We start from the raw sequence: 23,944 nt of genomic DNA, 5'->3' as shown, positions 1-23,944 counted from the left end.
CGTGACCGAACATCGGTGGCCGGGCCTCACCCGACGCGGACGATGCTCTTGCCGCGGGTCACTCCGCCGGCCAGGTCCGCTATCGCCTGTCCCACGTCGGCGAGAGTGTATTCGGCGGTGACATCGAGGCGGACCGACCCGCCGGCGATCAGGGCCATGGCGCGAGCGGCGCTGTCGGCCAGCTTCTGCGGGCGGGTCTGGCCGGCCAGGTTGCTGTTGTAGGTCATCAGCGACTGGCCGTGCGCCAGCAGATCGTTGGCCGACACGGTGACCTCCTCGAAGGAGGCGATGTTGCCGTAGACCACGATCCGGCCGTGCGGCGCCAGGCGTGCCAGGTTCGCGACCCGCGTGGCGCCGCCGATCGGATCGAGGATCACGTCGAACCTCTCGTCACCGAGGGCGTCAGGAAACCGATCGCGTACGAACACCTCGTGATAGCCGAACCCGCGCGCGTAATCGACCCGACCGGCGTTGCCGACCACTCCGACGATCCGGTCCGCGCCCGCGGCGGCGGCGAACTGTCCGGCCAGGGAGCCCACGCCGCCGGCGGCGGCATGGATCAGCACACTGTCCCCGCGCGATACCCCGGCGACGGTGTTGATCAGATCGTAGGCGGTCGGCGCGACCCATCCGAAAGCGGCGGCATCACGGATTCCGACCCCGGCGGCGTTGATCGCGAGCACCGCCGGCGCGGTCACGACCTCGGCGTAACCACCCCCGCCGATCAGCGCGGCAACCTGCTCGCCGATGCGGGCCTCGTCGACGCCCTCCCCCACGGCGACGATCTCTCCCGCCGCCTCGAAGCCGGGCACGAACGGACGCGGAATCGGGAAATGCCCCGCACGCACCAGCACGTCGCCGTACTGCACCCCGGCGTAGGCGACCCTGATCGCGACCTCACCCGGCCCCGCCACCGGCTCGGCCCTCTCCGAGACCCGGAGCTGGTCGTCGGCGCCCAGAACAACAGCCTTCATGGCATACAACCTTCTGTGTCGAATCAGTATCCTGATACTGGAGAATCTAAGGAGTATCAGGATCCTGTGTCAACTTAGGGAGTTGTGACATGCCCGAAGTGCCGGTAGAGGAGTACGTGTGCACCCGCATCCGCCGTGCCGAGCAGGCGCTCATGGCCCACCACGAAGGGGTGCTGCGCGGTTACGGGCTGACCATGACCCAGTACACGGTGCTGCTGACCCTGTCTCGCGACGACGGCATGTCAGGTGCCCAACTGGCCCGTGCGTGCGGAGTGACCCAGCAGAGCATGGCCACTGTCTTGACCGGGATGCAGAACAAAGGGCTCATCGACCGGCAGCCGTCCCCTGTGCACGCCAAAGTCCTGATCGCCACCCTCACCCCGGACGGCCGTGACCTGCTCGACCGCGCCTACCAGGAGGTCATCGTGCTCGAGCGCGCCCTGACCGACCGATTCACCCCCGACGAGCACAGGCTGTTCTGCGAATTCCTCGACCGCGCCACCGCCACCCTCGTCGAACAGACACCCGCCCACACCCGCTGAGACGGACGTCGGGCCCGCCCGCGGCTCGGCGGAAGCACGCAGACGGGCCCGACGGACGGCGACGGTCAGGAGGCGACGGAGTAGGCGGCGAGCTCCTTCTCGAACCAGTCGATCGTGCGACGCAGGCCGGTGACGGGATCGACGCGCGGACGCCAGCCGAGCCGCTCCTCGGCGAGCGAGGTGTCGGGACGGCGGACGGCGGGGTCGTCCACCGGCCGCTCGACGAACCGGATCGGGGAGGACGAGCCCGCCAGGTCGCGGATCGTCTCCGCCAGCTCCGCCATCGACATCTCCGCCGGGTTGCCGATGTTCACCGGCCCGGCGAAGTCGCTCTCGGCGAGCGCGAGCACGCCGTCGATCGTGTCGTCGACGTAGCAGATCGACCGCGTCTGGCTGCCGTCGCCGGTCACGGTGATCGGCTCGCCCAGCAGCGCCTGACGGATGAACGTGGGGATCGCCCGGCCGTCGTGGGGCCGCATCCGCGGGCCGTAGGTGTTGAAGATCCGCACGATCGCGGTGTCGGCCCCCCGCGAGTTGCGGTAGGCCGTGGTCAGCGACTCGGCGAACCGCTTGGCCTCGTCGTACACGCTGCGCGGCCCGACCGGGTTGACGTTGCCCCAGTACGTCTCCTTCTGCGGGTGTTCCAGCGGATCGCCGTACACCTCACTGGTGGAGGCGAGGACGAACCGGGCGCCCTTCTCGGTGGCGAGCCCGAGGGCGTGCAGCGTCCCCATGCTGCCGACCTTCAGCGTCTCGATCGGATGACGCAGGTAGTCGGCGGGGGACGCGGCCGAGGCGAAGTGCAGCACCAGGTCGACCTGGCCCGGCACGTGGACGAACCCGGTGAGGTCGCATTCCACGAGCCGGAACGCCGGCCGCCCGATCAGGTGCTCCACGTTGCGCGGCGACCCGGTGAGGAAGTTGTCCAGGCAGACGACCGCCGCACCGCGCTCCATCAACCGTTCACACAGGTAGGAGCCGAGGAACCCGGCTCCCCCTGTGACCACGACACGCGACCCCTTCACCGCACTCCCACCCCTCGCAACCTCCTGACCGCGTCGAGCACCTCGGGCACTCCGATCTCCAGCAGCCCCTCCGACGGCCGGTCGCCGTGCGGGTCGCCCCTGCGCCCGGCCCACAGCGCGATGTGCGGGCGGCCCGGCGGCGGCCCCCACAGCGCGGGCGGCACCGGGCCGTACAGGATGACCGAGGGCGTGCCGACGGCGGTCGCCAGGTGCGACATGCCCGTGTCGCCGCAGACGACGAGCGACGCGTGCGCCGTCAGCGCGGCCAGCTCGGGCAGGTTCGTACGGCCGGCCAGCACGCAATCCTCCGGCAGGCCGGCGAGCTGGGCGACGTGCCGGGCGAGCGCGATCTCGGTCACGCCGCCGGTGACGACGACCCGGTGGCCCTGACGGGCCAGTTCGGCGGCCACCTGGGCGAAGCGGTCCGGCGGCCACTGCCGCGCCCGGAACGCCGCGCCCGGGTGGATGATCACCTCACCGCCGGCGAGCGGGCTCGGGCCGGGGTCGTCCAGCGCGAGGTCCTCCGGGTCGGCCGGGATCCCGTACCACTCCAGCAGGGAGCACCACCGCCGCCGCTCGTGCGTCTCCGGCTCCCACGGCGGCCCGTCCGAGCCCGGCACCAGATGGTGCGCGTGCGTGAGCAGGCGGCCCGGCCGCGTGCGGCGCAGCGCCTGGATGCTCTCCGGGCCGCTGCCGTGCAGGTTGACCGCGACGTCCGGCGACTCGTACGGCACCGGCCCCGGGCCGGACACGTCGAGCAGCTCGTCGACGCCGCCGATCAGCGGCAGCAGCCCGCCGAGGTAGGCCGGGGTGGCCAGCACGAAGTGGTGCTCCGGGTGCGCCCGCCGCAGCGCCCGCAGCGCGGGCACCGAGGCGAGCAGGTCGCCGAGCCCGAGCCCGCGCAGGGCGAGCAGAACAGGTCTTCGCGGATCCTCTAGGGCCATGACGTCTCCGTGGAGGCGCACACGACCAGCTCCCTGACCTCGCAGCCCTGCGGCTGGCCGAGCGCGAACAGGATCGCCGAGGCGACGTCCTCCGGCTGGTTCAGCCGGGCGTCGGGGCCCGGCTTGTACTGGTCGGGGCGGTCGTTGAAGAAGTTCGTCTGCATGCCGCCGGGAATCAGCAGGGTCACCCCCACTTGCCCCGCGAGCTCGGCCGCCAGTGCCCGGGTGAATCCCACGACGCCGAACTTCGAGGCGCAGTAGGCCGTCGCGTCGCTGAGCGCCCGCACCCCGAGCGTGGAGGCGACGGTGACGACCTTGCCTCCCGACCGGCGCAGGTAGGGCAGGGCAGCCCGGACCACCGCGGCGGTCCCGAGCAGGTTGACCCCGATCACCCGTTCCCACTGCTCGGCGGCCACGTCCTCCAGCCGGCCGCAGGCGTCGACGCCCGCCGCTGTGACGACGCCGTCGAGCCCGCCCGCCCGGTCGGCGAGCTCGCGCACGGCTCGCTCGGCCTGCTCGCGGTCGGCCAGGTCGGCCCGCACGTGGTCGAACCCGCCGTCCGGCTCGTTGACATCGACGACCAGCGGCCGTCCACCGGCCTTGGCGACCGCCATGGCGGTGGCCCGGCCCAGGCCGGACGCGCCGCCGGTGATCAATACGTTTCCCAGCATTGAGGTCGATCCCTTTCGATAGGCGGCCGATGTCACGACGCGGCTCGGGCGGCGGCGATCAGGCCGGTGGTGGAGTAGCCGGGCACGGTCGGCAGGATGACGACCTCCCCGCCGGCCCGGCGCACGGCCTCGGCCTCCGGCATCGACCGCTCGTCGTAGTCACCGCCCTTCACCCACACGTCCGGGCACAGGCGCTCGATGACCTGCGACGGCGTGTCCTCGTCGAAGACCGTCACCGCGTCCACGCAGCCGAGCGCGCGCAGCACCTCGACCCGGTCGCGCTCGCTGACCAACGGCCTGCTCGGCCCCTTGAGCCGCCGGATCGAGTCGTCGGAGTTCACACAGACCACCAGGGCGTCGCCTAACGCCCGCGCCCGCCGCAGCAGGCTCACATGCCCGGCGTGCAGCAGGTCGAAACACCCGCCGGTCGCGATCAGGCGGCCCCCCGCGGCGCGTACGGCGGCGGCCACCTCGAAGGCGGACGCGCCGGGCGCGAACGGCACCGGCGACTCGGCCGCGGGACAGTGCTGGTCGGGATGGTGCAGGCGCAGCGCGGCGGCCCCGCCCTCCTCCACGAACCTGGTGGCCTCGCCGACCGCGCGGGCGACGGCGTCCTCGGTGGACGCGCCGTCCGCCAGGGCGAGCGCCGCCGCCGCGGCGAAGCGGTCGCCCGCGCCGCAGGCGTCCGTGCCGGACGCCACGTGCGGGACGGGGACCGGCCCGAACCTGCCGCCGCGGCGGGCCAGCATCGCGCCGCGCTCCCCCAGCGTGATCGCGACTGCCTCGGCGTCGAGGTCGCGTACCAGCCTGCGCGCGGTGCGCTCCGGCGAGACGTACGGCTCCTCGCACATGCCGCGGGCCTCGGCCTCGCTGGGCGTGACCAGCGCGCATCCCGGCACGGGCAGCGATCCCCGGGGATGGGGGTCCCAGACCAGCGGCACGTCGAGACCGCGCAGCGGCTCGCGCAGCAGGTCGGCCACGCCGCGCCCGTAGTCGGCGACCAGGACCGCGCCCGCCGCGGCGAGGGCGTCGGCCGCGCGGGCGAACGCGGAGGCGGAGGCGACCTGGCCGGGCCGTCCCATCGCCCGCCCGTCGCCGGTGTCGATCCTGACCAGCGTCTGCCCGCGCGCCCTGACCCGCGTCTTGCGCACGGTCGTGCCGCGCAGCGGCAGCCGCACGATCTCGACGGCAGGCGACAGCAGGCCCTCCAGGCAGCGGCCGGAGGGGTCGTCGCCCACGGCGGTGATCAGCACCACCCGCGTGCCGTCACGGGCGGCCAGCAGCGCCGCGAGCCCCGCACCGCCCGGCCGGTGGTGCTCCGCCTGCCCCTCCACGACGGGGACGGGAGCGTCGGGGGCCAGCCGGTCGGCGGTGCCCTCGACGTCGACGTCGAGCAGGGAGTCTCCGACGATGACGAGTGGTCCGCTCACGCGACGGCCTTCTCGATCACATCACAGAGCATGTGGATCACTGTGAGATGCACCTCCTGGATGGTCGCGGTGTCGTCCGCGGGCACGGTCAGGGCCTCGTCGCACAGCTCGGCGAGCGGGTTCGGCCCGGGCCCGGTCAGCGCCCAGGTCGTCAGGCCGCACTCGCGGCCGGCCTCGGCCGCCTCGGTCACGTTGCGGCTCGTCCCGCTGGTCGACAGGCACATCAGCACGTCGCCGGGGCGGCCGTGCGCCCGCACCTGCCGCGCGTACAGCTCGGCCATGCCGAAGTCGTTGCAGATGGCGGTCAGGGACGAGGTGTCGCCGTGCAGCGGGATCGCGGCGTACGGCCGGCGATCGGCGCGGTAGCGCCCGACCAGTTCCGCGGTCAGGTGCTGCGCCTCGGCGGCGGAGCCGCCGTTGCCGCAGGCGAGCAGCCGCCCGCCACCGCTCAGCACCGCCGCGAGCTTGTAGCCCCAGGCGTGGATCTTGGGCGTCTCCGGGTCCACCGCCGTCAGCGCGGTGCTCAGCCGGGCCAGATGAGGATGCATCGCTCAGCCTCCCGCGGCGGCGAGGGTGCGCAGGCACCCGCCGGCCAGATTTCGGTACACGGACTCGGTCTGCTCGGCGATCCTGGGCCAGCCGTAGCGGGCGCGGGCCCGCCGGGCTCCTGCGGCCGACAGCGCCGCCCGCAGGTCGGGCCGGGTCAGCAGATCGCCGAGCGCGCGGGACAGCGCGCGCGGCCGCCGGGGCGGCACGAGCACGCCGCATCCCGCGACGGTGTCGAGGTGGCCGCCGACCGCCGAGGCGACCACCGGCACCCCACAGGCCAGGGCCTCCAGGGGCACCATGCCGAACGGCTCGTACCACGGCACGGTCACCAGGACGTCGGCGGAGCGCATGAGGGCCGGCACCTCGGCCCGGCTCACGCTGCCGATCAGCCGGACCCGGTCGCCGAGGCCGAGGCCGTCGGCCAGCGTGCGCAGCCGCGTGCTCTCCTCGTCGCCCGGGTCGCCGCCCGCGATCACGAGCTCGGCGTCGGGCACCTGCCGCATCGCGCGGACGACGGTGTCCACCCCCTTGCGCGGCACCATGCGGCCGATGCTCAGCACCCTGGGCCGGTCGCCGCGCGGGGCGGCCGGGCCGTCCGCGCGGAACAGGCCGAGGTCGACGCCGCACGGCACGACCGTGATCCGGTCGCGCGGCACGCCCATCGCGACGAGTTCGCGCACCTCGTCGGAGCAGGTCGCGATGACCGCGACCGCCCGGCGGCCGATGTCGCGCTCGCTCGCGAGCCGGCTCGGCGGGCTGGTGTCGGCCTCGCCCTGCCAGCGCCGCTTCACGGTGCCGAGCGCGTGGTAGGTCTGCACGACCGGGATCTGAAGGGGCTCCGCCGCCGTCAGCGTGGCCAGCCCGCTCATCCAGAAGTGCGCGTGCGCCACGTCGGGCGGCTCGGCCTTCCACCTGCGGGCCAGGTGCGCTCCGAACTCCGGCATGTGCGGCAGCAGTTCGTCCTTGGGCAGCGGCTCCGCCGGCCCGGCCGGCACGTGCTCGACGGTGACGCCGGGCGCCATGGACACGGCGTCCGGCTGGTCGGGTGAGGTGCGCCGCGTGTGCACGACGACCTCGTTGCCCCGTTCGGCCAGGGCCAGGGCCAGAGCCGCGACGTGCACGTTCTGCCCGCCGGCGTCCACACCGCCGAGGGTCGCCAGCGGGCTGGCGTGCTCCGACACCAGGGCGATCCTCATGGCACCCTCTCTTTCACCGCCTCTTCGGCCGGTATGAGGCGGCGCACCGCGTCGACCACCTGCTCGCCGCCGACCGAGGTCAGGCACGGATGACCGGGTATGGGGCAGATTCGCGCCCTGCTCCCCCGGCAGGGGGCGTTCTGGTCCCCGAGCACCACCGCGGGCACGCCGTACGGCGCCCAGCGGGCGGCCGGCACGACCGGCGCGAACAGGCTGACCACGGGCGTGCCGACGGCCGCCGCGAGGTGGGCGGGGCCGGTGTTGGCGGCGACCACCGCCGACGCCCCGGCCAGCACGGCGGCGAGTTCGGCGAACGTGGTCGCCCCGCCCAGATCGAGCGCGGGACCGGAGATCATCGCGGTCAGCGCCCGCTCGCCCGGGCTGCCGGTGACGACGACCCGCTCACCCGCGGCCAGCAGCGCCTCGACCGCCTCCGCCCAGCGCTCGGCGGGCCACGCCCTGGCCGGCGCGGTCGTGCCGGGATGCACCACCACATAGCCGGGCGGGCCGGTGAGGTGCTCCACGTCCGGCAGCGGACCCCGCACGGCGAGCCGCCCGTCGTCGCCCGGCGGGAGGTCGAAGCCGGCGGCGCGGGCGAGGCCGAGCATCCGCTCCGGCTCGGGGACGTCCAGGCTCTCGTCCACGACGTGGCGCACGTCGAGCAGGGAGCCGGGGTAGTCCTCGCTGATCGCGGCGATCCACGGCACTCCGGCCAGCCGCAGCAGCAGGGCAGTCGGCAGCGCCGACTGGTGGAAGGACGTGAAGATCACGGCCACGTCCGGGCCGACGGCGCGGACCTGCTCCACCAGGCGGGCCGCGTGCTCGGAGGTCATCGGCATCCGGTCGGGATCGATCCACGGGGCGCGCCACTCCAGGACGCGGTCGACGCCGGGCAGCAGGTCGGCCGCGGCCCTGCCGTGCGGACCGGCGAGCATCACGACCTCGCGCGCCCCGGCGGCGACGGCGCGCACGGCGGGCCCCGCGAGCAGCACGTCGCCCGCGTTGTCGGGCCGCACCACCAGAGCGGTCCCGATCACGAGCGCCTCCCCGTCCGCACCCCGTTCGTCCGCACCTTCACCTCGCCTCTGATCCGGTGCGCGCAGGCCACCGGAGGGATGAGCACGCTGGTCACGGCCATGCGCGCGACCTCCTCCGGCGTACGCGGGCCCGGGGCGATGCGCACCCAGGCGAACTCGGCGGTGAGGCCGAGCCAGGCCAGTCCCGCGGCGGCGGCCAGCCGCCTCCGGCGGCCTCCGGCGGCGGCGAGCGTGAGCGCGAGCAGGCCCATGCCGGTGGTGAGGGCGTGCCGCTTGAGCCTGCCCGGGTGGCCGCCGATGACCGCCCGCCAGTCGCGGCCGTGCACGTGACGCATGAGCGCGTCGGACGCGTTGCCGCGCTGGAAGCGCACGCTGGACCAGAAGCCGTCGTCGCGCACCGGGTGGCGGGTCAGGCGTTCGCCCTTCACGAGAGCGAACCCGGCCTGCTCGACCCGCAGCGCGAGGTCGGCGTCCTCCCGGTAGGCGCCGGGGAAGCGCTCGTCGAATCCGCCGGTCGCCTCCAGCGCCGTCCTGCGATAGGCCATGTCGGCGGTGATCCAGTCGGCGCCGGCCAGCCCGGCGGTGTTGCGCTCGGCGTCGGTCGGGCGGCGGCCCGCCGGCAGCGGCACCTCCAGCCGTCCCTGGCTCCCGCCGACGTTCTCGGGCAGGCGGGCGAGGTCCTCCGTCAGCGCGCGCACCCAGCCGGGGCCCGGCACCACGTCGTCGTCGAGGAACACCACCCACGGCGTCGTCGCGGCCCGCCAACCGGCGTTGCGCGCGGCGGCCGGGCCGCGCCCGCCCGACCTGAGCACGCGTACGCGGCCGGGCACCGGCAGCGGCTCCGGGCTCTCCCCCGGCCGGTCGTCCACGACGACGATTTCAGGGCCGGCGCCGACGGCGGCGAGCGTGGCGGCCAGGCTCGGCCGCCCGATCGTCGGGATCACGACCGTGACGGCCGGTCCCGTTCCTTGGTGCGGCTCCCCGGGGGGAGCCGTGTTCGTCTCCCGGGTCATCTCAGTCGTCATCCGGCGAACACCGCCCCCCTGCGCACGACGTACGGACCGAGGACGAGCACGTCCACCGGGGCCGAGCCGAAGCACTCCAGCGCGTCGCGGGGGTCGTCCACCATCGGACGGCCGGCCGTGTTGAGGCTCGTGTTGACCACCACGGGCAGCCCGGTGCGCGCCTCGAACTCCTCGAGCAGCCGGGCCAGCAGCGGGTCGCGGCCACGCTCGACGGTCTGGATCCGCGCCGTGCCGTCGACGTGCACCACCGCGGGGATGCGGTCGCGCCACTCCGGCCGCACGTCGTGGACGAACAGCATGTACGGGCTCGACATCGGGCCCCTGCCGAAGATCGTGGGGGCGCGTTCCGCCAGCACCATCGGGGCGATGGGACGGAACTGCTCGCGGCCCTTCACGTCGTTGAGCCGCTCGGTGTTGCGGGGGTTGCCGGGGTGGGCGAGCAGCGACCGGCGGCCGAGCGCGCGGGGGCCGTACTCCGCGCGTCCCTGGAACCAGGCGATCACGCGGTCGGCCGCGAGCTCGGCGGCGACGGTCGCGGCGAGGTCGGCGGGGCGCTCGTACGGCACCCGCGCGACGTCGAGCCAGGCGCCCAGCTCCTCGTCGGTCCAGCCCCGCCCGAGGTCGGCTCCGGGCATCGGCGTGACGGGGTCGCCACTGGCCTGGGCGAGGTGCAGCGCTCCCCCGAGCGCGGTGCCGGAGTCGCCCGCCGCGGGCTGCACCCACACCTCCTCGAACGGGCCCTCGGCGAACAGGCGGGTGTTGGCCACGCAGTTGAGCGCCACTCCCCCGGCCATCGTGAGATAGCGGGCGCCGGTGCGCTCGTGCAGCCACGTGGCGAGGTCGAGCAGCACCTCCTCGAGGCGGACCTGCACACTCGCGGCGAGGTCGGCGTGGTCGGCCGTCCACGTGTCGCCCTTGCCGAGCGCCTTGGCGTAGACGCTCCAGTCGATCGGCTCGACCCGGAACCCGCCGTCGCCCGTGGGGTGGATGAGCTCGCGCATCTCGCGCAGGAAGCGCGGCTCGCCGTAGGAGGCGAGGGCCATCACCTTGTACTCGTCGCTCGACCGGAGGAAGCCGAGGTGCTGGGTGAGGTCCTCGTACATCAGCCCGAGGGAGTGCGGCAGCGCCTGGCTCGCCAGGACGGTCAGCTCGCCGTCCCGGTAGTGCCCGGCCAGGTGCGAGACCGCCTCGCCGCGGCCGTCGCAGACCAGCACCGCCGACTCGCGATAGGGCGCGGCCAGCCCGGCCGACGCGGCGTGCGCGATGTGGTGGGGGACGTACCGCACCTGGGCGGCGTCGAGCCCGGGCAGCGCGGTGGCCAGGAAGTTGGGGGCGCGGCGCGCGTAGGTGGTGCGCAGGTCCTCCCAGTGCCCGTCCTGCCCGGGCCCTCCGGGCACCACGAGCTCGGGGTCGTAGGAGTAGGCGACGCCGTCGAGGTCCTCGGGCCGCAGGCCGGCCTGTTCGAGGCACCACGCGGCGGCCAGCTCCGGCAGTTCCCAGGCGGAGAACGGGACCGGGCGCTTGCCGTGCTTGCGCCGGCTGAAGCGCTCTTCCTCTGCTGCGGCGATCACCTCACCATCCACGACCAGCGCGGCGGCTGGATCATGAAAAATCGCGTTTATCCCCAAGAACCGCATCGGTTTCCCTCCGTTGCGCAGTGGAGGTCTGGTTACCGAGAGAAGCGCTTCTAAACACTCCTTTGTAGAGAAGTCGACGTGAGTGGGGGATGCACTCAATAACTGCTACTCTCTGTAGTCGTGGGCGGAGTCGTGGCGGTGTTTGCCGACCTGTCCCCCGGGTAGCCCGGCGGGCGATTCGCGCAGGAGGTTGCTCGTGCCACAGGCCGCCCGTCCACCCGCCGCGGTGCTTTTCGACCGTGACGGAACGCTCGTTCACGACGTTCCTTACAACAGTGATCCCGAGCGCGTGGAGCCCGTGGCCGGGGCCCGGGAGGCGCTCGACCGGCTGCGCGCGGAAGGCATTCTGGTCGGGATCGTGACCAACCAGTCCGGGGTCGCCAAGGGCCTGATCGCCCCGGAGGCCCTGCGCGCCGTGAACGACCGCGTGGACGCGCTGCTCGGCCCCTTCGACGTGTGGGAGATCTGCCCGCACGACGACGGCGACCGCTGCGACTGCCGCAAGCCCGCGCCCGGTCTCGTGCTGCGCGCGGCACGGCGGCTCGGCGTCCGCGCGGAGGACTGCGTGGTGGTCGGCGACATCGGCCGGGACGTGGAGGCGGCTCGCGCCGCCGGCGCCCGGGGCATCCTCGTGCCGACCCCGGTGACGCTGCCGGAGGAGGTGGCGGCCGCCCCGGAGGTGGCGCCCGACCTCGCCGCGGCGCTCGATCTGGTGCTCGGGGGAATTCAGCTCACAGCTGAGGATGAAGAGGGTGTGACCAGGGCAGGGGGGTGAGGCGCCCGCGGGCGGAGGGCACGGTGTTCCGAGGTCGGCAGAACGACGGACGGGGAGCGACGCGATGAAGATCATGGTCTGGCATGTCCACGGTTCGTGGACCACATCTTTCGTGCACGGGCGCCACGACTATCTCGTGCCGCTCACCCCCGACCGCGGTCCCGACGGACGGGGCCGTGCCGACACCTATCCCTGGCCCGACGCCGTGCGGGAGGTCCCGTACGACCGGCTGGCCGGGGAGGACATCGACCTGGTCGTCTATCAGAGGCCGCACGAGCTCGGCCTGGCCCGCGAATGGCTGGGGCGCGACGTGCCGGGCGTCTACGTCGAGCACAACACGCCCGCGGGGGACGTGCCCAAGACCCGTCATCCGCTGGCCGACCGCGACGACGTCCCGATCGTCCACGTCACCCACTTCAACGACCTGTTCTGGGACTCTGGCCGCGCCCCCACCCACGTCATCGAGCATGGGGTCGTCGACCCCGGCTACCTCTACACGGGCGAGCTCGCCCGGGCCGGCGTGGTCGTCAACGAGCCGATCAGGCGCTGGCGCGTGGCGGGCACCGACCTGCTGCCCACGTTCGCCGCGACGGCTCCACTCGACGTGTTCGGCATGAAGGTCACGAACCTGCCGTCCAAGCTCGGCCTGACCGGGGAGATGGAGGTGTTCGAGGACCTGCCGCAGGCCGCCATGCACGCCGAGCTGGCCCGGCGCCGGGTCTACCTGCACCCCTACCGCTGGACCTCGCTCGGCCTGTCGCTGATCGAGGCCATGATGATCGGCATGCCGGTCGTCGCGCTCGCCACCACCGAGGCCGTGGAGGCGGTGCCGCCGGAGGCGGGGGTCGTCTCCACCAAGCTGCCCACGCTGCTGCGCGCGCTCGACCGGTTCGCCGGCGAGCCCGAGCTCGCCGTACAGGCGGGCAAGGCCGCCCGCGCGGCCGCGCTGGCCCGCTACAACCTCGACCGCTTCCTCGCCGACTGGGACACCCTGCTCGACTCGATCGTTTCGCGATGATCTGTTCCGCCTGAGCCACCGTGACGACGGGCTCTGTCGCCTCGGTGGCTCTCGTCCGCGGGCCGTGCGCGAGCCCCGCACCCGGCTTGACGACGGACCGGCAGCATACGGATACGCCGCGATCACGTCTGCCGTCCACAGCGCCGCGTCGGAACTGGCTCGCGGCCAAACAACAGCCATATCAGCGGCGACCTGCCCAGATCTACGGAGACTCGTCAAGATCGCCCTGTCGCCGGCGTCCTGCTCCCGCCGCGATTCGAAGACGACCGTGTCCACCTGCCATGCGGACAGTTCAGGCAGCAGCCGGAGGAGACAGTGGCCCGGCACGCTCCGTCCGCCAATGAACAGTAGGTCCCTTGCCGTATCGCAGCGCATCCTCAGCCCCTGGTCTGATCAAGCTTCTCGTGGGCCCTACGTGCTCGCGTCCGGACTTCGGGGGATCCCGAGGTCATGCGGTCGCGCTGGCGATGTCTTCCTGGGGAAGGCCTTACCCCTCCATGAGACAGGGCGGTATCCGTCGGGGGTTAGCCTGCTGCAGGGTGGCAGGGGGGAGCCATGCCCGATCCTCGGGAAATCCATGACGCTTTCGCGGCGGCACTCTGCGCGCACGACAGTAGGCGTCTTCTGGACTGCTTCCACCCGGACGCCGTTCTCGTGACCCCCGTCGGCATGGTCGAGGGGCACGAACAGATCGAGTGGTATTTCGGCCAGTTCTTCTCCATCGTGCCCGACCTGACGACCAAGGTCACCACGATGCTGGTCCACGGTGACACCATCGCCGTCGAATGGGTCACGTCGGGGAACCAGACGGGAGTGATGCTGCTCCCGGACGGCACCGAGATCCCCGGCACCGGCCGCCCCATCTCCTGGACGGGGTGCGGGATGTGGACGGTGGAAGACGGCAGGTTCGCCACGGGACGCATCTACTACGACCAGTTGCATGCGTACATGTCGTTGGGCTGCCGGCTCGTACAGACCGAGCCCGGCTCCACGGCCGCTCCGGTCCACGTCGGCGCCTCTGATCGGGGGGCCGAACCCGTGCCCGCCGCCGATCCGCAGGATCAGGGGACCCGAGCCGAGTCGCGCTCCGGACCCATCCGCCGGCTTCTCCGCAGGCTCACCGGCCGGTGACCGTCCCCGCGAGGCGCGCTGCAAGCGCCCGGCGTCGCGTCTGCGGACCGCCAGGCCCTTCCCGGCTATAGCAACGGCTCGTGCAGATTCCGCTCCGGTGGAATGCGCAGCCCCTCGCCCTGACCTGACGGCGTCGTGCAGCGACCGTGCTCCGACGTGGAGGTGCACATGCGCGAACCGCCGGGTTGCCACGGTGCGGGGCCGAGACCGGCCGCCCAGGAGCGCGACCTGCTCAGCCCGCAGCGCGTCAGCCTCGTCTACCGAACTTCGTAGTGGTAGCCGTCGATCCCCCACCAGCACTGGCCGGTGGTCAGGTTGTAGTACGTCCCCGTGACCCACCCGCTGTAGCGTTGCGCCGGAGCCTGGCCCTGGTTCGACCCCACGCCAGGGCTCAACCCCGATCCCGACGACACCACGGTCGGCCAGCTCACCGTCGAAGGTGTCCGCCCGGCCGACAACACGACGAATCTGTGGAAGATGGGTCACATCGACTCCGCCTACGGCAACCTGCTCCTCACCGGCATGGGATGCGTGCGAGCGAGCGCCCGTCTGGACATGGTCGGCCAGAACGTCTTCGCCACCGGTCAGACCGACTGCCTGCCGCGTGTGTGACAGCCACAGAGAGGGGACCGGCCGCCGAGGCTGGAGGCACGGCGGGCCCCCGCACGCGACCGAACCACACGAGGCATACCGGGAGCTCGGCCTACCTTGATTGTTTACCGAGAACGGAGCACCACGAGGGCAGGTGATCCGGCCCGGGTGGGAAAAGGCTCCTCATGATGCGCAACCTGGTGAACGGCGCCGTCGGCGGCGCGCTCGCGACGGCCGTGTACAGCGCGATGCTGATGGCGGCGGACAGGGCCGGCCTGCTGGAGGAGCCGCCGCCGCGGCGGTTCGCGCGGATGACCCTTTCCGGGCGCGACAAGCCCAAGAAGGGCGAGAACGTGCTCGGGACGATCGCGCACTTCGCGTTCGGCTCCTCCTGCGGCTCGGTGCTCGGCCTGCTGTCGGCCGGGCAGCGGGTGCCCGTTCCGATCGGCACGGCGTACGGGTTGCTGGTGTGGTACTTCGGCTACCAGGGCCTGGCGCCGAGTATCGGCGCGTACCCGCCCGTCCCGAAGGACCGCGTGGGACGCCAGGCCGCGTTGCTGGCGGGACACCTGCTGTGGGGCACCTCGCTCGCCGTCGCGCTCAACCGGCTGCGGACCGAGAAGGCTCCGCTGACCGCCGAGCTCGCCCCCCGGCTGCGGGAGGCGGTCCGGCGCCCCGCCGTCCCCACTCCCGAACCGGTCGCGGCTACCAGAACCTGACTTCCGGATAGTCCGCCGACGGCCCGTCGAGCAGGGGCCGCCGCTTGCCCTTCAGGTGCGTGTCGAGGAAGGCGGCGACGTACTCCCGGGTGATCCGCAGGGAGCGCTCACCGCCGATCGGGAACGCCGGCATGCCGAGCTGCGGCGCGAGCACCGCGTAGTCGACGAAGCTCACGTGCTCCGCGCCGGTGACGGTGAGCCAGCGCTTCCACGTGCCGGTGACGTGGGGCCAGAACAGGTCCCATGACTTCGGCTGCCCGCTGGTCACCGGCTGCTGCCGGGGGTTGCCGATCATCATGAACGGTTTGGTGACGGGCGCGGCAGGGGTGTCGGGGTTGTAGGAGCCGTCCAGGTTGACCGCGGCCTTGACGCGGTCGCTCACGGGCAGCAGGTGGGCCGCGCTCTGGCCGCCGACCGAGTGCCCGACCATCGCGATCCTGCTCTCGTCGATCAGCCGGTTCCAATGCCTGTCCCGCTCCAGCTCGTCCAGCACGAAGGTCGTGTCCGCCGCGCGCACCCGGGCGACCTTCTCCCCCAGCTCCGGGGTCTGGCCGCCCGCACCGGCCTGGAACGTGACGGTCCTGCCGTCGGGGAACGTCGTGGCGACCGACTCGTAGGTGTGCTCGATGCCCGCCACCACGTAGCCCCGGCTCGCGAACTCCTCGGCCAGCGAGGTCAGCGTGGCCCGTGGCATGGTCATGCCGGGCGACATGACCACCAGCGGCCATCCACCCCCCTTCGCGAGCGCGGGCGCGCCGGCGCGGGCATGCGTCTTCGTCTTCGTGAGCGTGTCCGGCGGGAGATCCTCCAGCTGGGGGAATCCCTTGAGGATCAGCGCCGATTCCTGCGGGGTGACGTACGGCGCGGCCCTGCCCTTCGTCTTCTTGGCCGGATACCAGAGGGAGACCATCAGTTCACGTGGTCTGCCGTCCACCCAGGGGTCGGGCCGGTGGGAGTCGACCAGGTGGACGTCCGACCGTCCGACCGCGTGGTGCCCGGTCGGCGCGGGCAGAGCCGGCGTGGGGGCGGGAGTGCCGCCGGTGACGGGAGCCAGCGCGATCACGCCGGCGATGAGCACGTTCTTCATGCCCGTCACCCTGCCGGGCGGCGCTGCCGCACCGTCCCCTGCGAAGGTCGCGCGGCGTGCGCGACTTTCGTAGGGGGTCGCTCAGCCGGTCGCCCCAATAGCCTCTGACCATGACCTCTACCGGTGCGGGCATCCTGGATCGGGCCCTGCCGTGGGTGCTCGGGAGCGCGGTGTTCGTGCTCTGCGCGGGCTCCGCGTCGGGCTGGGCCGGCGTGGCGACGACGGTGCCCGCCCCGGTGGCCCTGGCGGTCGCCGCGGCCTCGGCGGGAGCCGCGGTCGTCGCCAGGCGCTCGGCGTGGCCGGTGACCGTGGTGGCGGCCGTCGCCTACGTCTGGCTGGCCGTGTGGCCGCCGGTGGTCGTCGCCTCCTACTACGCGGGCCTGCACCTGGGGCGTCGTCAGGCGCTGTGGCTCTACGCGGCCGGCGCGTCCGCCGTGTGGGCGCTGGGCGGAGTCGTCTCCTGGCTGAGCGGCGGCCAACGGGCGCTGGCGATGGGCTCCTCGCCCAACGTGCTCATCCTGGGCGGCGCGCTGGTCGGGCTTCCGCTGGTGGCCGGGTTGTGGAGCCGCGCCAGGCGGCAGGTGCTCGACGCCATGCGCGAGCAGGCCGGACAGCTGCTGCGGGAGCAGGTCCTGCGCGCGGAGCAGGCACGCGCCCAGGAACGCGCCCGCATCGCGCGGGAGATGCACGACGTGGTCGCGCACCGGGTGTCGCTGATGGTCCTGCACGCCGGGGCGCTGGAGGTGAGCGCGCCGGACGAGCGTACGGCCCAGGCGGCCGCTCTGATCAGCGGCGTCGGCAGGGAGGCGCTGCGCAATCTGCGCGAGGTGCTCGGCGTCCTGCGCTCGCCGGACGCCTCCCGCGACCCGCAGCCCACGCTGGCCGACCTCGACCGGCTGCTGGAGCAGTCTCGCGCCCTCGGCCTCGTGGTCAACCGGCATGACGAGGGCCGGGCCCGCCCGCTCGGGCAATCGGCGGAACGGACCGCCTACCGGGTGGTCCAGGAGGCGCTGACCAACGTGCACAAGCACGCGGACGGCGCCGAGACCGACGTGGTCGTCCGCTACCTGCCCGCCGAGCTGGAGGTCGTCGTCCGCAACGCGCCGTCCCCCGCGGGCGAGGGGCTCCCCGGATCCGGCTGGGGACTGGTCGGCCTGCGCGAGCGCGTCGAACTGCTCGGAGGCGCCCTGGAAGCCGGCCCGCACGGAGGGGGTTTCCAGGTGCTGGCGAGGATTCCCGCCGCATGATCCGCGTACTGCTCGTCGACGACGAGGCGCTGGTGAGGTCGGGGCTGCGGATGATCCTGGAGTCGGCGGGCGACATCGCGATCGTGGGCGAGGCACGCGACGGCGAGGAGGCGATCGGCGCGGCCGCCCGGCTCAGGCCTGAGGTCGTGCTCATGGACGTCCGGATGCCCGGCATGGACGGCCTGACCGCCGCGGGGCGGCTGCTGCGCGCCGCCGGCGCCCCGAAGGTGGTCATGCTGACCACCTTCGACCTGGACGAGTACGTCCACGAGGCGCTGCGTCTCGGCGCCGTGGGGTTCCTGCTCAAGGACACCCCGCCGCGCGAGCTGATCGCCGCGGTCCGCACGGTCGCCGCGGGGAACGCGATGCTCTCCCCCGCCGTCCTGAAGAGGCTCATCGGCTCGTTCGTCCACAAGGCGCCCTCGCGTGCCGAGGCCGCGCGCGAGCGGCTCGCCGCGCTCACGGCCAGGGAGGAGGACGTGGTCAGGGCCCTGGCACGCGGCCTGTCGAACGCCGAGATCGGACGGGAGCTGAAGCTGTCGGAGCCGACGGTGAAAGCGCACGTGAGCCGGCTGCTCGCCAAGCTGGGCCTGGCCAACAGGGTGCAGGCGGCGATCCTCGTCCACGACGCCGACCTCGTGTGACACCGTCCGGCTCTCCCCGGAAGCTCGTCCCGCTCCGCCGTGGGGGGAGAATGTGGTCTTGCCCTGTCGGGTCTCGATCCGGGGTCAGCGCCGACGAAACGAGGAGGAGCAGATGAGCAAGCTCGATGAGAACGCCGTAGCCCTGCTGAAGGAGCCGGTCCACGCCTGGGTGACGACCGTCCGGCCGGACGGATCGCTGCACAACACCGTGGTCTGGGTCGACGTCGACGGAGACGAGGTGATCTTCAACACCGCCGTGGGTCGGGCGAAGGAGCGGCACCTGCGCAACGACCCCCGGGTGTCGGTCAGCGTGCTCGACCCGGAAAACGCCTTCCGCTTCGTCAGCGTCTCGGGCACCGCCGAGCTGGAGCTCGAAGGCGCGGACGCGGTCATCGACGGCCTGGCGAAGAAGTACCTCGGGGTGGACGCCTACCCCTACCGGCAGCCGGGAGAGCAGCGCATCACCGTGCGCGTCGTTCCCGAGAAGGTCGTCTCCAGCGCCGGTCGCTGACCGGGCGCTCTCCGGATCGGCGGCGAGGACCCGCTCACACGGCGGCGCGCAGGTAGGCGAGCACGGCCAGCACCCGGCGGTGGTCGTCGGCGTCCGGGGGCAGGTCGAGCTTGGCCAGGATGCTCGCGATGTGCTTGGCGACGGCCGCCTCGGAGACGAACAGCGCGCGGGCGATCGCGGCGTTCGACCGTCCCTCGGCGATCAGGGCGAGCACCTCGCGCTCGCGCGGGGTGAGCCGGGCCAGCGGGTCGCGGCGCCCGCGCAGCAACTGCCGGACGACCTCGGCGTCGATCACCGTGCCGCCGCCCGCGACCGTCGTCACCGCGTCGGCGAACTGCGTGACGTCGCCGATCCGGTCCTTCAGCAGGTAGCCGACGCCGCCCCCGCCCGAGGAGCGGGTCTGGTCGAGCAGTTCGGCGGCGTAGGTCTGCTCGACGTACTGGCTGAGCACCAGCACCGCGAGGGCCGGCCGCGCCGCCCGCAGCTCCAGCACGGCCCGCAGCCCCTCGTCGCTGAAGCCGGGCGGCATGCGCACGTCGGCGACCACGATGTCCGGGTTCTGCTCGGCGACCGCCGCGATCAGCGCGGGGGCGTCGCCGACGGCCGCGACGACGTTGTGCCCGAACCGTTCGAGCAGGCCGGCGAGGCCCTCCCTGAGCAGCACCGAGTCTTCGGCGATCACCACGTGCACGGGATCTCCGCCTTCACCGTGGTCGGACCGCCGCACGGGCTCTCGACGGTCAGCGTGCCGCCGGCGGCGGCCACCCGGTCGGCGAGCCCGGTCAGGCCGGTGCCGCGTGCCGGGTCCGCTCCCCCGCGCCCGTCGTCGGCGATCTCCAGCACGAGCCTGCCCCTGCGCAGCCGGCCGCGCACCGCGCAGGAGCCTGCCCCGCTGTGCTTGGCCACGTTCGCCAGCGCCTCGCAGGCGACGTAGTAGGCCGCCGCCTCCACCCGCTCGGGCAGCCGCCGGTCCAGCTCGACGTCCACCCGCGCGGGCACCGGCGACCTGCCGGCCACGTCGCGAACGGCGGCGGGCAGCCCGCGGTCGGCGAGCACCTGCGGATGCACACCGCGGATCAGCTCGCGCAGCTCCGCGAGCGCCTGCCCGGCCAGCTCGCGCGCCTCGTCGAGCCGCACGGCCGCGGGCGAGCCCGGCGGAAGGTCGAGCCCGGCCAGGCCGAGTTTCATCGACAGCGCGACGAGCCGCTGCTGCGCGCCGTCGTGCAGGTCGCGCTCGATGCGGCGGCGCTCGGCCTCGAAGGCGTCGACCAGCCGCGCCCGGGAGCGTGTGATCTCCTGCATCTCGGCCTCCTGCGGAACGAGCATCGCCCGCGCCATCGCCGCCCTGGCGCCCGCCCAGGCGGCGATCGTGTACGCCGCGACGGGCACCAGCAGGAGCCCGACGGCCGAGCCGACGAAGGTCTCCCCCAGCGTGGCCTCGCCCTCCGGTGCGGTCGGCTGCACGACCGGGGACAGGATCAGCACCACCGGCCCGGCGATCGCGGCCGCCACCACCAGCAGGTCGACCCAGCAGAGCGCGACCATCGCCACGAGGGCGTGCCCCGCCTCCCGCCACCCCGGCCACCAGCCGCCCGGCAGTCCGCGCATCGGCTGCCGGTCCGCGAGGCGCAGCCGCCACCGCTCGAACCGGGCCACGGGCACCAGCAGCACGGCGGCCACCGCGAGGGACACCGGTGCGGCTGCCGGACCGCTCACCGCGCGGACCGGCACCAGCACGGTGGCGAACGCGAGGCCGGGGACGACCCCGGCCAGCAGGTACGCCAGCGACCTCCACGGCCAGACCGAGGCCAGGAAGCGCTGGGGCGGCCCGCTGAGCGCGTCCAGCGCGGTCCTGGGCACGTAAGTCACAGAGGCGACGGCGGGGGCGAGGGTCGGAGCGGCCACGGCACCGACGTTAACCGCTGGGCGGGCCGATGTCGGTAGTGCTGGGGATACCCCTGGTTCTCGCCCCAGCGCCAGTGCCGCGCGGGCCCGCCGCCGGTTGGCTCGGGGCATGACTCGAACCGGCATGACACGAACCGCGCCGCCGACACCCGGGCAGGCGGTCCTGCTCGACTCGGTCCGCGTGGTGTACGGCACCGGGCCCGGCGCGGTGACCGCTCTCGACGGCCTCACCCTCGGCTTCGACCCGGGAACCTTCACCGCCGTGATGGGGCCCTCGGGCTCCGGCAAGTCCACCCTGCTGCACTGCGCCGCCGGGCTCGACCGGCCGACGTCCGGGACCGTGCTGGTCGGCGGCACCGACCTCGGCCCGCTGAGCGAGAAGGCGCTCACCCTGCTGCGCCGGGAACGGGTCGGCTTCGTCTTCCAGGAGTACAACCTGGTCGACGCGCTCACCGCCGAGGAGAACGTGGCGCTCCCCCTTCACCTGGCCGGGCGCCGCCCGGGGCCTGACGAGGTGCGCGACGCGCTCGCCGCGGTCGGCCTGGAGCGGCGGGGCGGGCACCGGCCCGCCGAGCTCTCCGGCGGCGAGCGGCAGCGGGTGGCGATCGCCCGCACCCTCGTCACCCGGTCCGCAGGGACCGGGCCCGCCGTGCTCTTCGCCGACGAGCCGACCGGCGCGCTCGACAGCGCCGCGTCCCGCGTGGTCATGGAACTCCTGCGCGCGCTGGTCGACGCCCGCGGGCAGACCGTCGTCATGGTCACGCACGACCCCGCCGCCGCGGCGTACGCGGACCGGGTCGTGCTGCTGGCCGACGGCCGGCTCGCGGGAGAGCTGGGCCGGTCGGGCGCCGCCGAGATCGCCGCCCGCATGGCCCTCCTGGAGGAGCCGTGCTGAGCCTCTCCCTGAGCCTCTCCCTGCTCCGGGGAAGGTGGACCGGGCTCGCGGGCACGTTCGTCGCGCTCTGCCTCGGCGCCGCGGTCCTCACCGCGAGCGCGCTGCTGCTCACGTCCGCGGGCCCGCGTGTGCCCGCGCGGTACGCCGCCGCGCCCCTGCTCGTCCGCACCCCCGGCGCGCCCGGGGACGGCAACGCCTTCGCCGAGAACCGGCCCTGGTCGCCGGAGACGACGCAGGCGCTGGTCCGCGCGCTCACGTCGGTGCCCGGCGTCGCGGCGGCCGTCCCCGACCGCGCCTTCTACGCCCAGGCCGTCGTCCGGGGCAGGGCGACCGGCGGGCACGAGGCACGGGGCTGGAGCACCGCGGCGCTGGCACCGCACCGGCTGGTGGCGGGCAGGCCGCCCGTCCGCGCCGGAGAGGTGGTGCTCGACCGCGCGCTCGGGCTCGCGCCGGGCTCGCCCGTCACGTTGCTGACCGCCAGAGGACCCGCGGCGTACACGGTCAGCGGTCTCACCGGCGGCCCCGGGCCGTACGTCTCGGACGGCGAGGCCGAGCGCCTCGGGGGCGGCGTACGCGTCATCGGGCTGCTCACCCGGCCGGGTGCCGATCGTGCCGCTGTAGGGGCTGCCGTGCGGCGTGCCGTGCTCGGCGTCGCCGGCGGGTCCGGGGAGGTGCTCGCCGGGGCGGACCGGGCGGCCGCCGAGCCGGCGGCCGACGCGCGGACCCGCTGGATCGGCATGCAGGTGCTGACCGCGATGGCGCTGCTCGGCGGGTTCGTGTCGGTGTTCGTGGTGGCCTCCACGTTCGCGTTCCGGGTCACCCAGCGGCGCCGGGAGTTCGGCCTGCTGCGGGCGGTCGGCGCGACCCCGCGCCAGGTGCGGCTGATCGTGTACGGCGAGGCGCTCGCCGTGGGAGCCGTCGCCGCCGCGGCCGGGGCGCTGCTGGGCGCGGCCGTCGCACCCGCCGTGGGCGGGGTGCTCGTCGCGGCGGGCTTCGAACCCGAGTCGTTCGGCGTGCGGTTCGCCCCCCTGCCCGTGGCCGGAGCGGTCGCGGCCGGGATCGCGGCGGGCCTGCTCGGCGCGTGGTCCGCCTCGGGCCGGGCGGCCCGGGTCCGCCCGCTGGAGGCGCTTCGCGACCACGCGGCGGGCGGCACGCCGATGACCCGCGTGCGGTGGATCGCGGGCGTCGTGTCGGTCGCGGGCGGCCTGGCGCTGGCGGCGGCGAGCGGTTCCGCCAGTGAGGACGCCCTGGTGAACGACGTCCTGCTCGCCGCGATGGCGCTGATCGCCGGGCTCACCCTGCTCGCGCCGGTCGTCCTCCCGCCGCTCGTCCGCGTCCTCGCATGGCCGATCTCCCGGCAGGCCGTGGGCATGCTGGCCGGGCGGAGCGCGATGACGGCCGTGCGGCGCACCGCCGCCACGGCGGCCCCGGTGCTGCTGACGGTGGGCTTCGCCGTGCTCGTCACCGGCATGGTGCGCACGACCGCCGCGGCGTACACGGCGGGACGGGCGGCCGGCACCTCCGCGGCGGCGGTGCTCGTGCCCGACGGCGCCCCCGGCCTGTCGGACGCGGCGCTCGCGGCGGCGGCGGCCCCCGCGGCCCCGCTGCCCACCACCGTGTACGGCGACCGGCCGCTCGGCGCGCTGGGCGACGATCACCTCGCCGGGGACGAGGCGGCGGTCGCGGAATGGGTCGCCAGGGACCACGGCTGGCGGAGGGGAGACGTCGTGCCGCTCACCTTCGAGGACGGCACGACCGTGCGCCTGCGGATCACGGCGGTCCTGTCCGGCGCGCCGGCGGAGGTGCTGGTCGCCAGGGACACGGTCCGGGCGCACGACCCCTCGGCGCTGACCCCCGAGGCGTACGTGTCCCGGCCGGCCGGGATGGTCTTCCCGGGGGCGAAGACGGTGAGCGTCGCCGACCGCGCGGCCGGTGACCAGGCGGAGGAGGACAGGCTCGTCTGGCTGTTCACCCTCCTGCTGGTCGGGGTCTCGGCCGGTTACTCGGGCCTGGCGATCGTCAACACGCAGGTCATGGCGGCGTCGGCACGCGCACGCGAGTTCGCGGTCCTGCGCCTGTCCGGCGCGACGCGGCGGCAGGTGACCGCGGCGGCCGCGGCCGAGGCGGCGCTCGTCACCGGGATCGGCACCGTGCTCGGTCTCGCCGTGGCCGTTCCCGCGTTGCTCGGAATGCGCGCCGGGCTGGCGCAGAAGTCCGGTGCGGCCGTTCCGCTGGTCGTCCCCTGGCCCACGGTCGGGGCCGTCGTCGCCGTCTGTCTCGTCCTCGCGGCCGGAACGGCAACATTTTTCACAGGAAAAACATCGTCAACTCGACGTTCTCCCTCCCCTTGAAACCATTCCCTAAGCCGCTTACCAGGGCGGACGACTGATC

General features: G+C 73.9%; 25 protein-coding genes. 11 read left to right on the top strand and 14 right to left on the bottom strand.

Annotated features, from left to right (window positions below):
- Nucleotides 1-26: 26 nt before the first annotated feature.
- Entirely contained in the window at nt 27-974 is a 948-nt protein-coding gene (locus ABZ860_RS11230) for a zinc-binding dehydrogenase (protein WP_357218272.1), read from the bottom strand.
- 89 nt (nt 975-1,063) lie between these two features.
- Here ABZ860_RS11230 and ABZ860_RS11225 point away from each other — a divergent pair, with 89 nt between their 5' ends.
- On the top strand, nt 1,064-1,516 hold the full coding sequence (locus ABZ860_RS11225) for a MarR family transcriptional regulator (RefSeq protein ID WP_204051367.1): 453 nt from the start codon (nt 1,064-1,066) through the stop codon (nt 1,514-1,516).
- Nucleotides 1,517-1,581: 65 nt separating this feature from the next.
- Here ABZ860_RS11225 and ABZ860_RS11220 read toward each other — a convergent pair whose 3' ends face one another.
- The 9 genes from ABZ860_RS11220 to ABZ860_RS11180 are packed head-to-tail and all read right to left on the bottom strand — an operon-like array spanning nt 1,582 to nt 11,030.
- Complete coding sequence (locus ABZ860_RS11220; protein ID WP_357218270.1) at nt 1,582-2,523, bottom strand: UDP-glucuronic acid decarboxylase family protein; 942 nt, start codon at nt 2,521-2,523, stop codon at nt 1,582-1,584.
- A 14-nt stretch (nt 2,524-2,537) separates the two neighbouring features.
- Nucleotides 2,538-3,485, bottom strand: coding sequence for a glycosyltransferase family 9 protein (locus ABZ860_RS11215; protein ID WP_357218267.1), 948 nt, complete (start codon nt 3,483-3,485; stop codon nt 2,538-2,540).
- Nucleotides 3,476-4,156: an SDR family oxidoreductase gene (locus ABZ860_RS11210; protein ID WP_357218265.1), complete on the bottom strand. Its 681-nt coding sequence runs from the start codon at nt 4,154-4,156 to the stop codon at nt 3,476-3,478. The genes ABZ860_RS11215 and ABZ860_RS11210 overlap by 10 nt, the downstream gene beginning before the upstream one ends.
- Nucleotides 4,157-4,188: 32 nt before the next feature.
- Nucleotides 4,189-5,586, bottom strand: a complete 1,398-nt coding sequence (rfaE2, locus tag ABZ860_RS11205; RefSeq protein ID WP_357218263.1) for a D-glycero-beta-D-manno-heptose 1-phosphate adenylyltransferase — start codon at nt 5,584-5,586, stop codon at nt 4,189-4,191.
- Nucleotides 5,583-6,134 carry an SIS domain-containing protein gene (locus tag ABZ860_RS11200; protein ID WP_357218260.1) on the bottom strand — a complete coding sequence of 184 codons (552 nt, stop codon included), beginning with the start codon at nt 6,132-6,134 and terminating at the stop codon, nt 5,583-5,585. Before ABZ860_RS11200 ends, rfaE2 begins: the two co-directional genes overlap by 4 nt.
- Before the next feature lie 3 nt (nt 6,135-6,137).
- On the bottom strand, nt 6,138-7,331 hold the full coding sequence (locus tag ABZ860_RS11195; RefSeq protein WP_357218258.1) for a glycosyltransferase: 1,194 nt from the start codon (nt 7,329-7,331) through the stop codon (nt 6,138-6,140).
- Nucleotides 7,328-8,368 (bottom strand): glycosyltransferase family 9 protein, encoded by a 1,041-nt coding sequence (locus ABZ860_RS11190; RefSeq protein ID WP_357218255.1) that lies wholly within the window; start codon nt 8,366-8,368, stop codon nt 7,328-7,330. Before ABZ860_RS11190 ends, ABZ860_RS11195 begins: the two co-directional genes overlap by 4 nt.
- Nucleotides 8,365-9,393 carry a glycosyltransferase gene (locus ABZ860_RS11185; RefSeq protein ID WP_357218253.1) on the bottom strand — a complete coding sequence of 343 codons (1,029 nt, stop codon included), beginning with the start codon at nt 9,391-9,393 and terminating at the stop codon, nt 8,365-8,367. Before ABZ860_RS11185 ends, ABZ860_RS11190 begins: the two co-directional genes overlap by 4 nt.
- A complete protein-coding gene (locus ABZ860_RS11180) occupies nt 9,390-11,030 on the bottom strand; it encodes a carbamoyltransferase C-terminal domain-containing protein (protein WP_357218251.1) in 1,641 nt (546 codons plus the stop codon). The genes ABZ860_RS11185 and ABZ860_RS11180 overlap by 4 nt, the downstream gene beginning before the upstream one ends.
- 196 nt (nt 11,031-11,226) lie before the next feature.
- On the opposite strand from ABZ860_RS11180, the gene ABZ860_RS11175 reads away from it, so the two are divergent.
- The 3 genes from ABZ860_RS11175 (at nt 11,227) to ABZ860_RS11165 (ending at nt 13,954) form a co-directional block, all read left to right on the top strand.
- Nucleotides 11,227-11,805 carry an HAD family hydrolase gene (locus ABZ860_RS11175; RefSeq protein WP_357218248.1) on the top strand — a complete coding sequence of 193 codons (579 nt, stop codon included), beginning with the start codon at nt 11,227-11,229 and terminating at the stop codon, nt 11,803-11,805.
- 64 nt (nt 11,806-11,869) lie between these two features.
- A complete protein-coding gene (locus ABZ860_RS11170) occupies nt 11,870-12,823 on the top strand; it encodes a glycosyltransferase (protein WP_357218246.1) in 954 nt (317 codons plus the stop codon).
- Between the two features lie 555 nt (nt 12,824-13,378).
- Entirely contained in the window at nt 13,379-13,954 is a 576-nt protein-coding gene (locus ABZ860_RS11165) for a nuclear transport factor 2 family protein (RefSeq protein WP_357218243.1), read from the top strand.
- 257 nt (nt 13,955-14,211) lie between these two features.
- Here the strand turns inward: ABZ860_RS11165 and ABZ860_RS11160 are convergent, their stop codons facing one another.
- Nucleotides 14,212-14,385, bottom strand: a complete 174-nt coding sequence (locus tag ABZ860_RS11160) for a hypothetical protein (protein WP_357218240.1) — start codon at nt 14,383-14,385, stop codon at nt 14,212-14,214.
- A gap of 46 nt (nt 14,386-14,431) precedes the next feature.
- On the opposite strand from ABZ860_RS11160, the gene ABZ860_RS11155 reads away from it, so the two are divergent.
- Complete coding sequence (locus ABZ860_RS11155) at nt 14,432-14,566, top strand: hypothetical protein (protein ID WP_357218238.1); 135 nt, start codon at nt 14,432-14,434, stop codon at nt 14,564-14,566.
- 164 nt (nt 14,567-14,730) lie between these two features.
- On the top strand, nt 14,731-15,264 hold the full coding sequence (locus ABZ860_RS11150; protein WP_357218235.1) for a DUF6789 family protein: 534 nt from the start codon (nt 14,731-14,733) through the stop codon (nt 15,262-15,264).
- Here ABZ860_RS11150 and ABZ860_RS11145 read toward each other — a convergent pair.
- On the bottom strand, nt 15,251-16,351 hold the full coding sequence (locus tag ABZ860_RS11145) for an alpha/beta hydrolase (protein ID WP_357218232.1): 1,101 nt from the start codon (nt 16,349-16,351) through the stop codon (nt 15,251-15,253). The genes ABZ860_RS11150 and ABZ860_RS11145 overlap by 14 nt on opposite strands.
- A gap of 110 nt (nt 16,352-16,461) precedes the next feature.
- On the opposite strand from ABZ860_RS11145, the gene ABZ860_RS11140 reads away from it, so the two are divergent.
- From ABZ860_RS11140 to ABZ860_RS11130, 3 genes are all read left to right on the top strand, one after another.
- The gene (locus ABZ860_RS11140; protein WP_357218229.1) at nt 16,462-17,598 is read left to right on the top strand and encodes a histidine kinase; all 1,137 of its coding nucleotides are present in this window, start codon (nt 16,462-16,464) and stop codon (nt 17,596-17,598) included.
- On the top strand, nt 17,595-18,242 hold the full coding sequence (locus ABZ860_RS11135; RefSeq protein WP_357218226.1) for a response regulator transcription factor: 648 nt from the start codon (nt 17,595-17,597) through the stop codon (nt 18,240-18,242). Before ABZ860_RS11140 ends, ABZ860_RS11135 begins: the two co-directional genes overlap by 4 nt.
- Nucleotides 18,243-18,354: 112 nt before the next feature.
- On the top strand, nt 18,355-18,753 hold the full coding sequence (locus ABZ860_RS11130; RefSeq protein ID WP_357218224.1) for a PPOX class F420-dependent oxidoreductase: 399 nt from the start codon (nt 18,355-18,357) through the stop codon (nt 18,751-18,753).
- Nucleotides 18,754-18,787: 34 nt separating this feature from the next.
- Here ABZ860_RS11130 and ABZ860_RS11125 read toward each other — a convergent pair whose 3' ends face one another.
- Complete coding sequence (locus ABZ860_RS11125) at nt 18,788-19,444, bottom strand: response regulator transcription factor (RefSeq protein WP_357218221.1); 657 nt, start codon at nt 19,442-19,444, stop codon at nt 18,788-18,790.
- Nucleotides 19,432-20,658, bottom strand: a complete 1,227-nt coding sequence (locus ABZ860_RS11120; RefSeq protein WP_357218218.1) for a histidine kinase — start codon at nt 20,656-20,658, stop codon at nt 19,432-19,434. The genes ABZ860_RS11125 and ABZ860_RS11120 overlap by 13 nt, the downstream gene beginning before the upstream one ends.
- 124 nt (nt 20,659-20,782) lie before the next feature.
- Here ABZ860_RS11120 and ABZ860_RS11115 point away from each other — a divergent pair, with 124 nt between their 5' ends.
- Both ABZ860_RS11115 and ABZ860_RS11110 read left to right on the top strand, forming a co-directional pair.
- Nucleotides 20,783-21,553, top strand: coding sequence for an ABC transporter ATP-binding protein (locus ABZ860_RS11115; protein ID WP_357218215.1), 771 nt, complete (start codon nt 20,783-20,785; stop codon nt 21,551-21,553).
- Nucleotides 21,547-23,904, top strand: coding sequence for an ABC transporter permease (locus tag ABZ860_RS11110; protein WP_357218213.1), 2,358 nt, complete (start codon nt 21,547-21,549; stop codon nt 23,902-23,904). Before ABZ860_RS11115 ends, ABZ860_RS11110 begins: the two co-directional genes overlap by 7 nt.
- Nucleotides 23,905-23,944: the final 40 nt, after the last annotated feature.

Origin of the sequence: Microbispora sp. NPDC046973 (assembly GCF_040644495.1) — a bacterium.
In the GTDB taxonomy this organism is placed as follows: Bacteria; Actinomycetota; Actinomycetes; order Streptosporangiales; family Streptosporangiaceae; genus Microbispora.
This window is presented reverse-complemented; position numbering and strand designations above follow the sequence as displayed.

Excerpts from the sequence above, each read along its gene's own strand:
- ABZ860_RS11170 (WP_357218246.1), top strand. The coding sequence starts at position 11,870 with ATGAAGATCATGGTCTGGCATGTCCACGGTTCGTGGACCACATCTTTC.
- ABZ860_RS11155 (WP_357218238.1), top strand. The coding sequence starts at position 14,432 with ATGGGTCACATCGACTCCGCCTACGGCAACCTGCTCCTCACCGGCATG.
- ABZ860_RS11195 (WP_357218258.1), bottom strand. The coding sequence starts at position 7,331 with ATGAGGATCGCCCTGGTGTCGGAGCACGCCAGCCCGCTGGCGACCCTC.
- ABZ860_RS11135 (WP_357218226.1), top strand. The coding sequence starts at position 17,595 with ATGATCCGCGTACTGCTCGTCGACGACGAGGCGCTGGTGAGGTCGGGG.
- ABZ860_RS11225 (WP_204051367.1), top strand. The coding sequence starts at position 1,064 with ATGCCCGAAGTGCCGGTAGAGGAGTACGTGTGCACCCGCATCCGCCGT.
- ABZ860_RS11210 (WP_357218265.1), bottom strand. The coding sequence starts at position 4,156 with ATGCTGGGAAACGTATTGATCACCGGCGGCGCGTCCGGCCTGGGCCGG.
- ABZ860_RS11230 (WP_357218272.1), bottom strand. The coding sequence starts at position 974 with ATGAAGGCTGTTGTTCTGGGCGCCGACGACCAGCTCCGGGTCTCGGAG.
- ABZ860_RS11115 (WP_357218215.1), top strand. The coding sequence starts at position 20,783 with ATGACACGAACCGCGCCGCCGACACCCGGGCAGGCGGTCCTGCTCGAC.
- ABZ860_RS11140 (WP_357218229.1), top strand. The coding sequence starts at position 16,462 with ATGACCTCTACCGGTGCGGGCATCCTGGATCGGGCCCTGCCGTGGGTG.
- ABZ860_RS11165 (WP_357218243.1), top strand. The coding sequence starts at position 13,379 with ATGCCCGATCCTCGGGAAATCCATGACGCTTTCGCGGCGGCACTCTGC.
- ABZ860_RS11215 (WP_357218267.1), bottom strand. The coding sequence starts at position 3,485 with ATGGCCCTAGAGGATCCGCGAAGACCTGTTCTGCTCGCCCTGCGCGGG.
- ABZ860_RS11130 (WP_357218224.1), top strand. The coding sequence starts at position 18,355 with ATGAGCAAGCTCGATGAGAACGCCGTAGCCCTGCTGAAGGAGCCGGTC.
- ABZ860_RS11180 (WP_357218251.1), bottom strand. The coding sequence starts at position 11,030 with ATGCGGTTCTTGGGGATAAACGCGATTTTTCATGATCCAGCCGCCGCG.
- ABZ860_RS11145 (WP_357218232.1), bottom strand. The coding sequence starts at position 16,351 with ATGAAGAACGTGCTCATCGCCGGCGTGATCGCGCTGGCTCCCGTCACC.
- ABZ860_RS11150 (WP_357218235.1), top strand. The coding sequence starts at position 14,731 with ATGATGCGCAACCTGGTGAACGGCGCCGTCGGCGGCGCGCTCGCGACG.
- ABZ860_RS11200 (WP_357218260.1), bottom strand. The coding sequence starts at position 6,134 with ATGCATCCTCATCTGGCCCGGCTGAGCACCGCGCTGACGGCGGTGGAC.
- ABZ860_RS11185 (WP_357218253.1), bottom strand. The coding sequence starts at position 9,393 with ATGACGACTGAGATGACCCGGGAGACGAACACGGCTCCCCCCGGGGAG.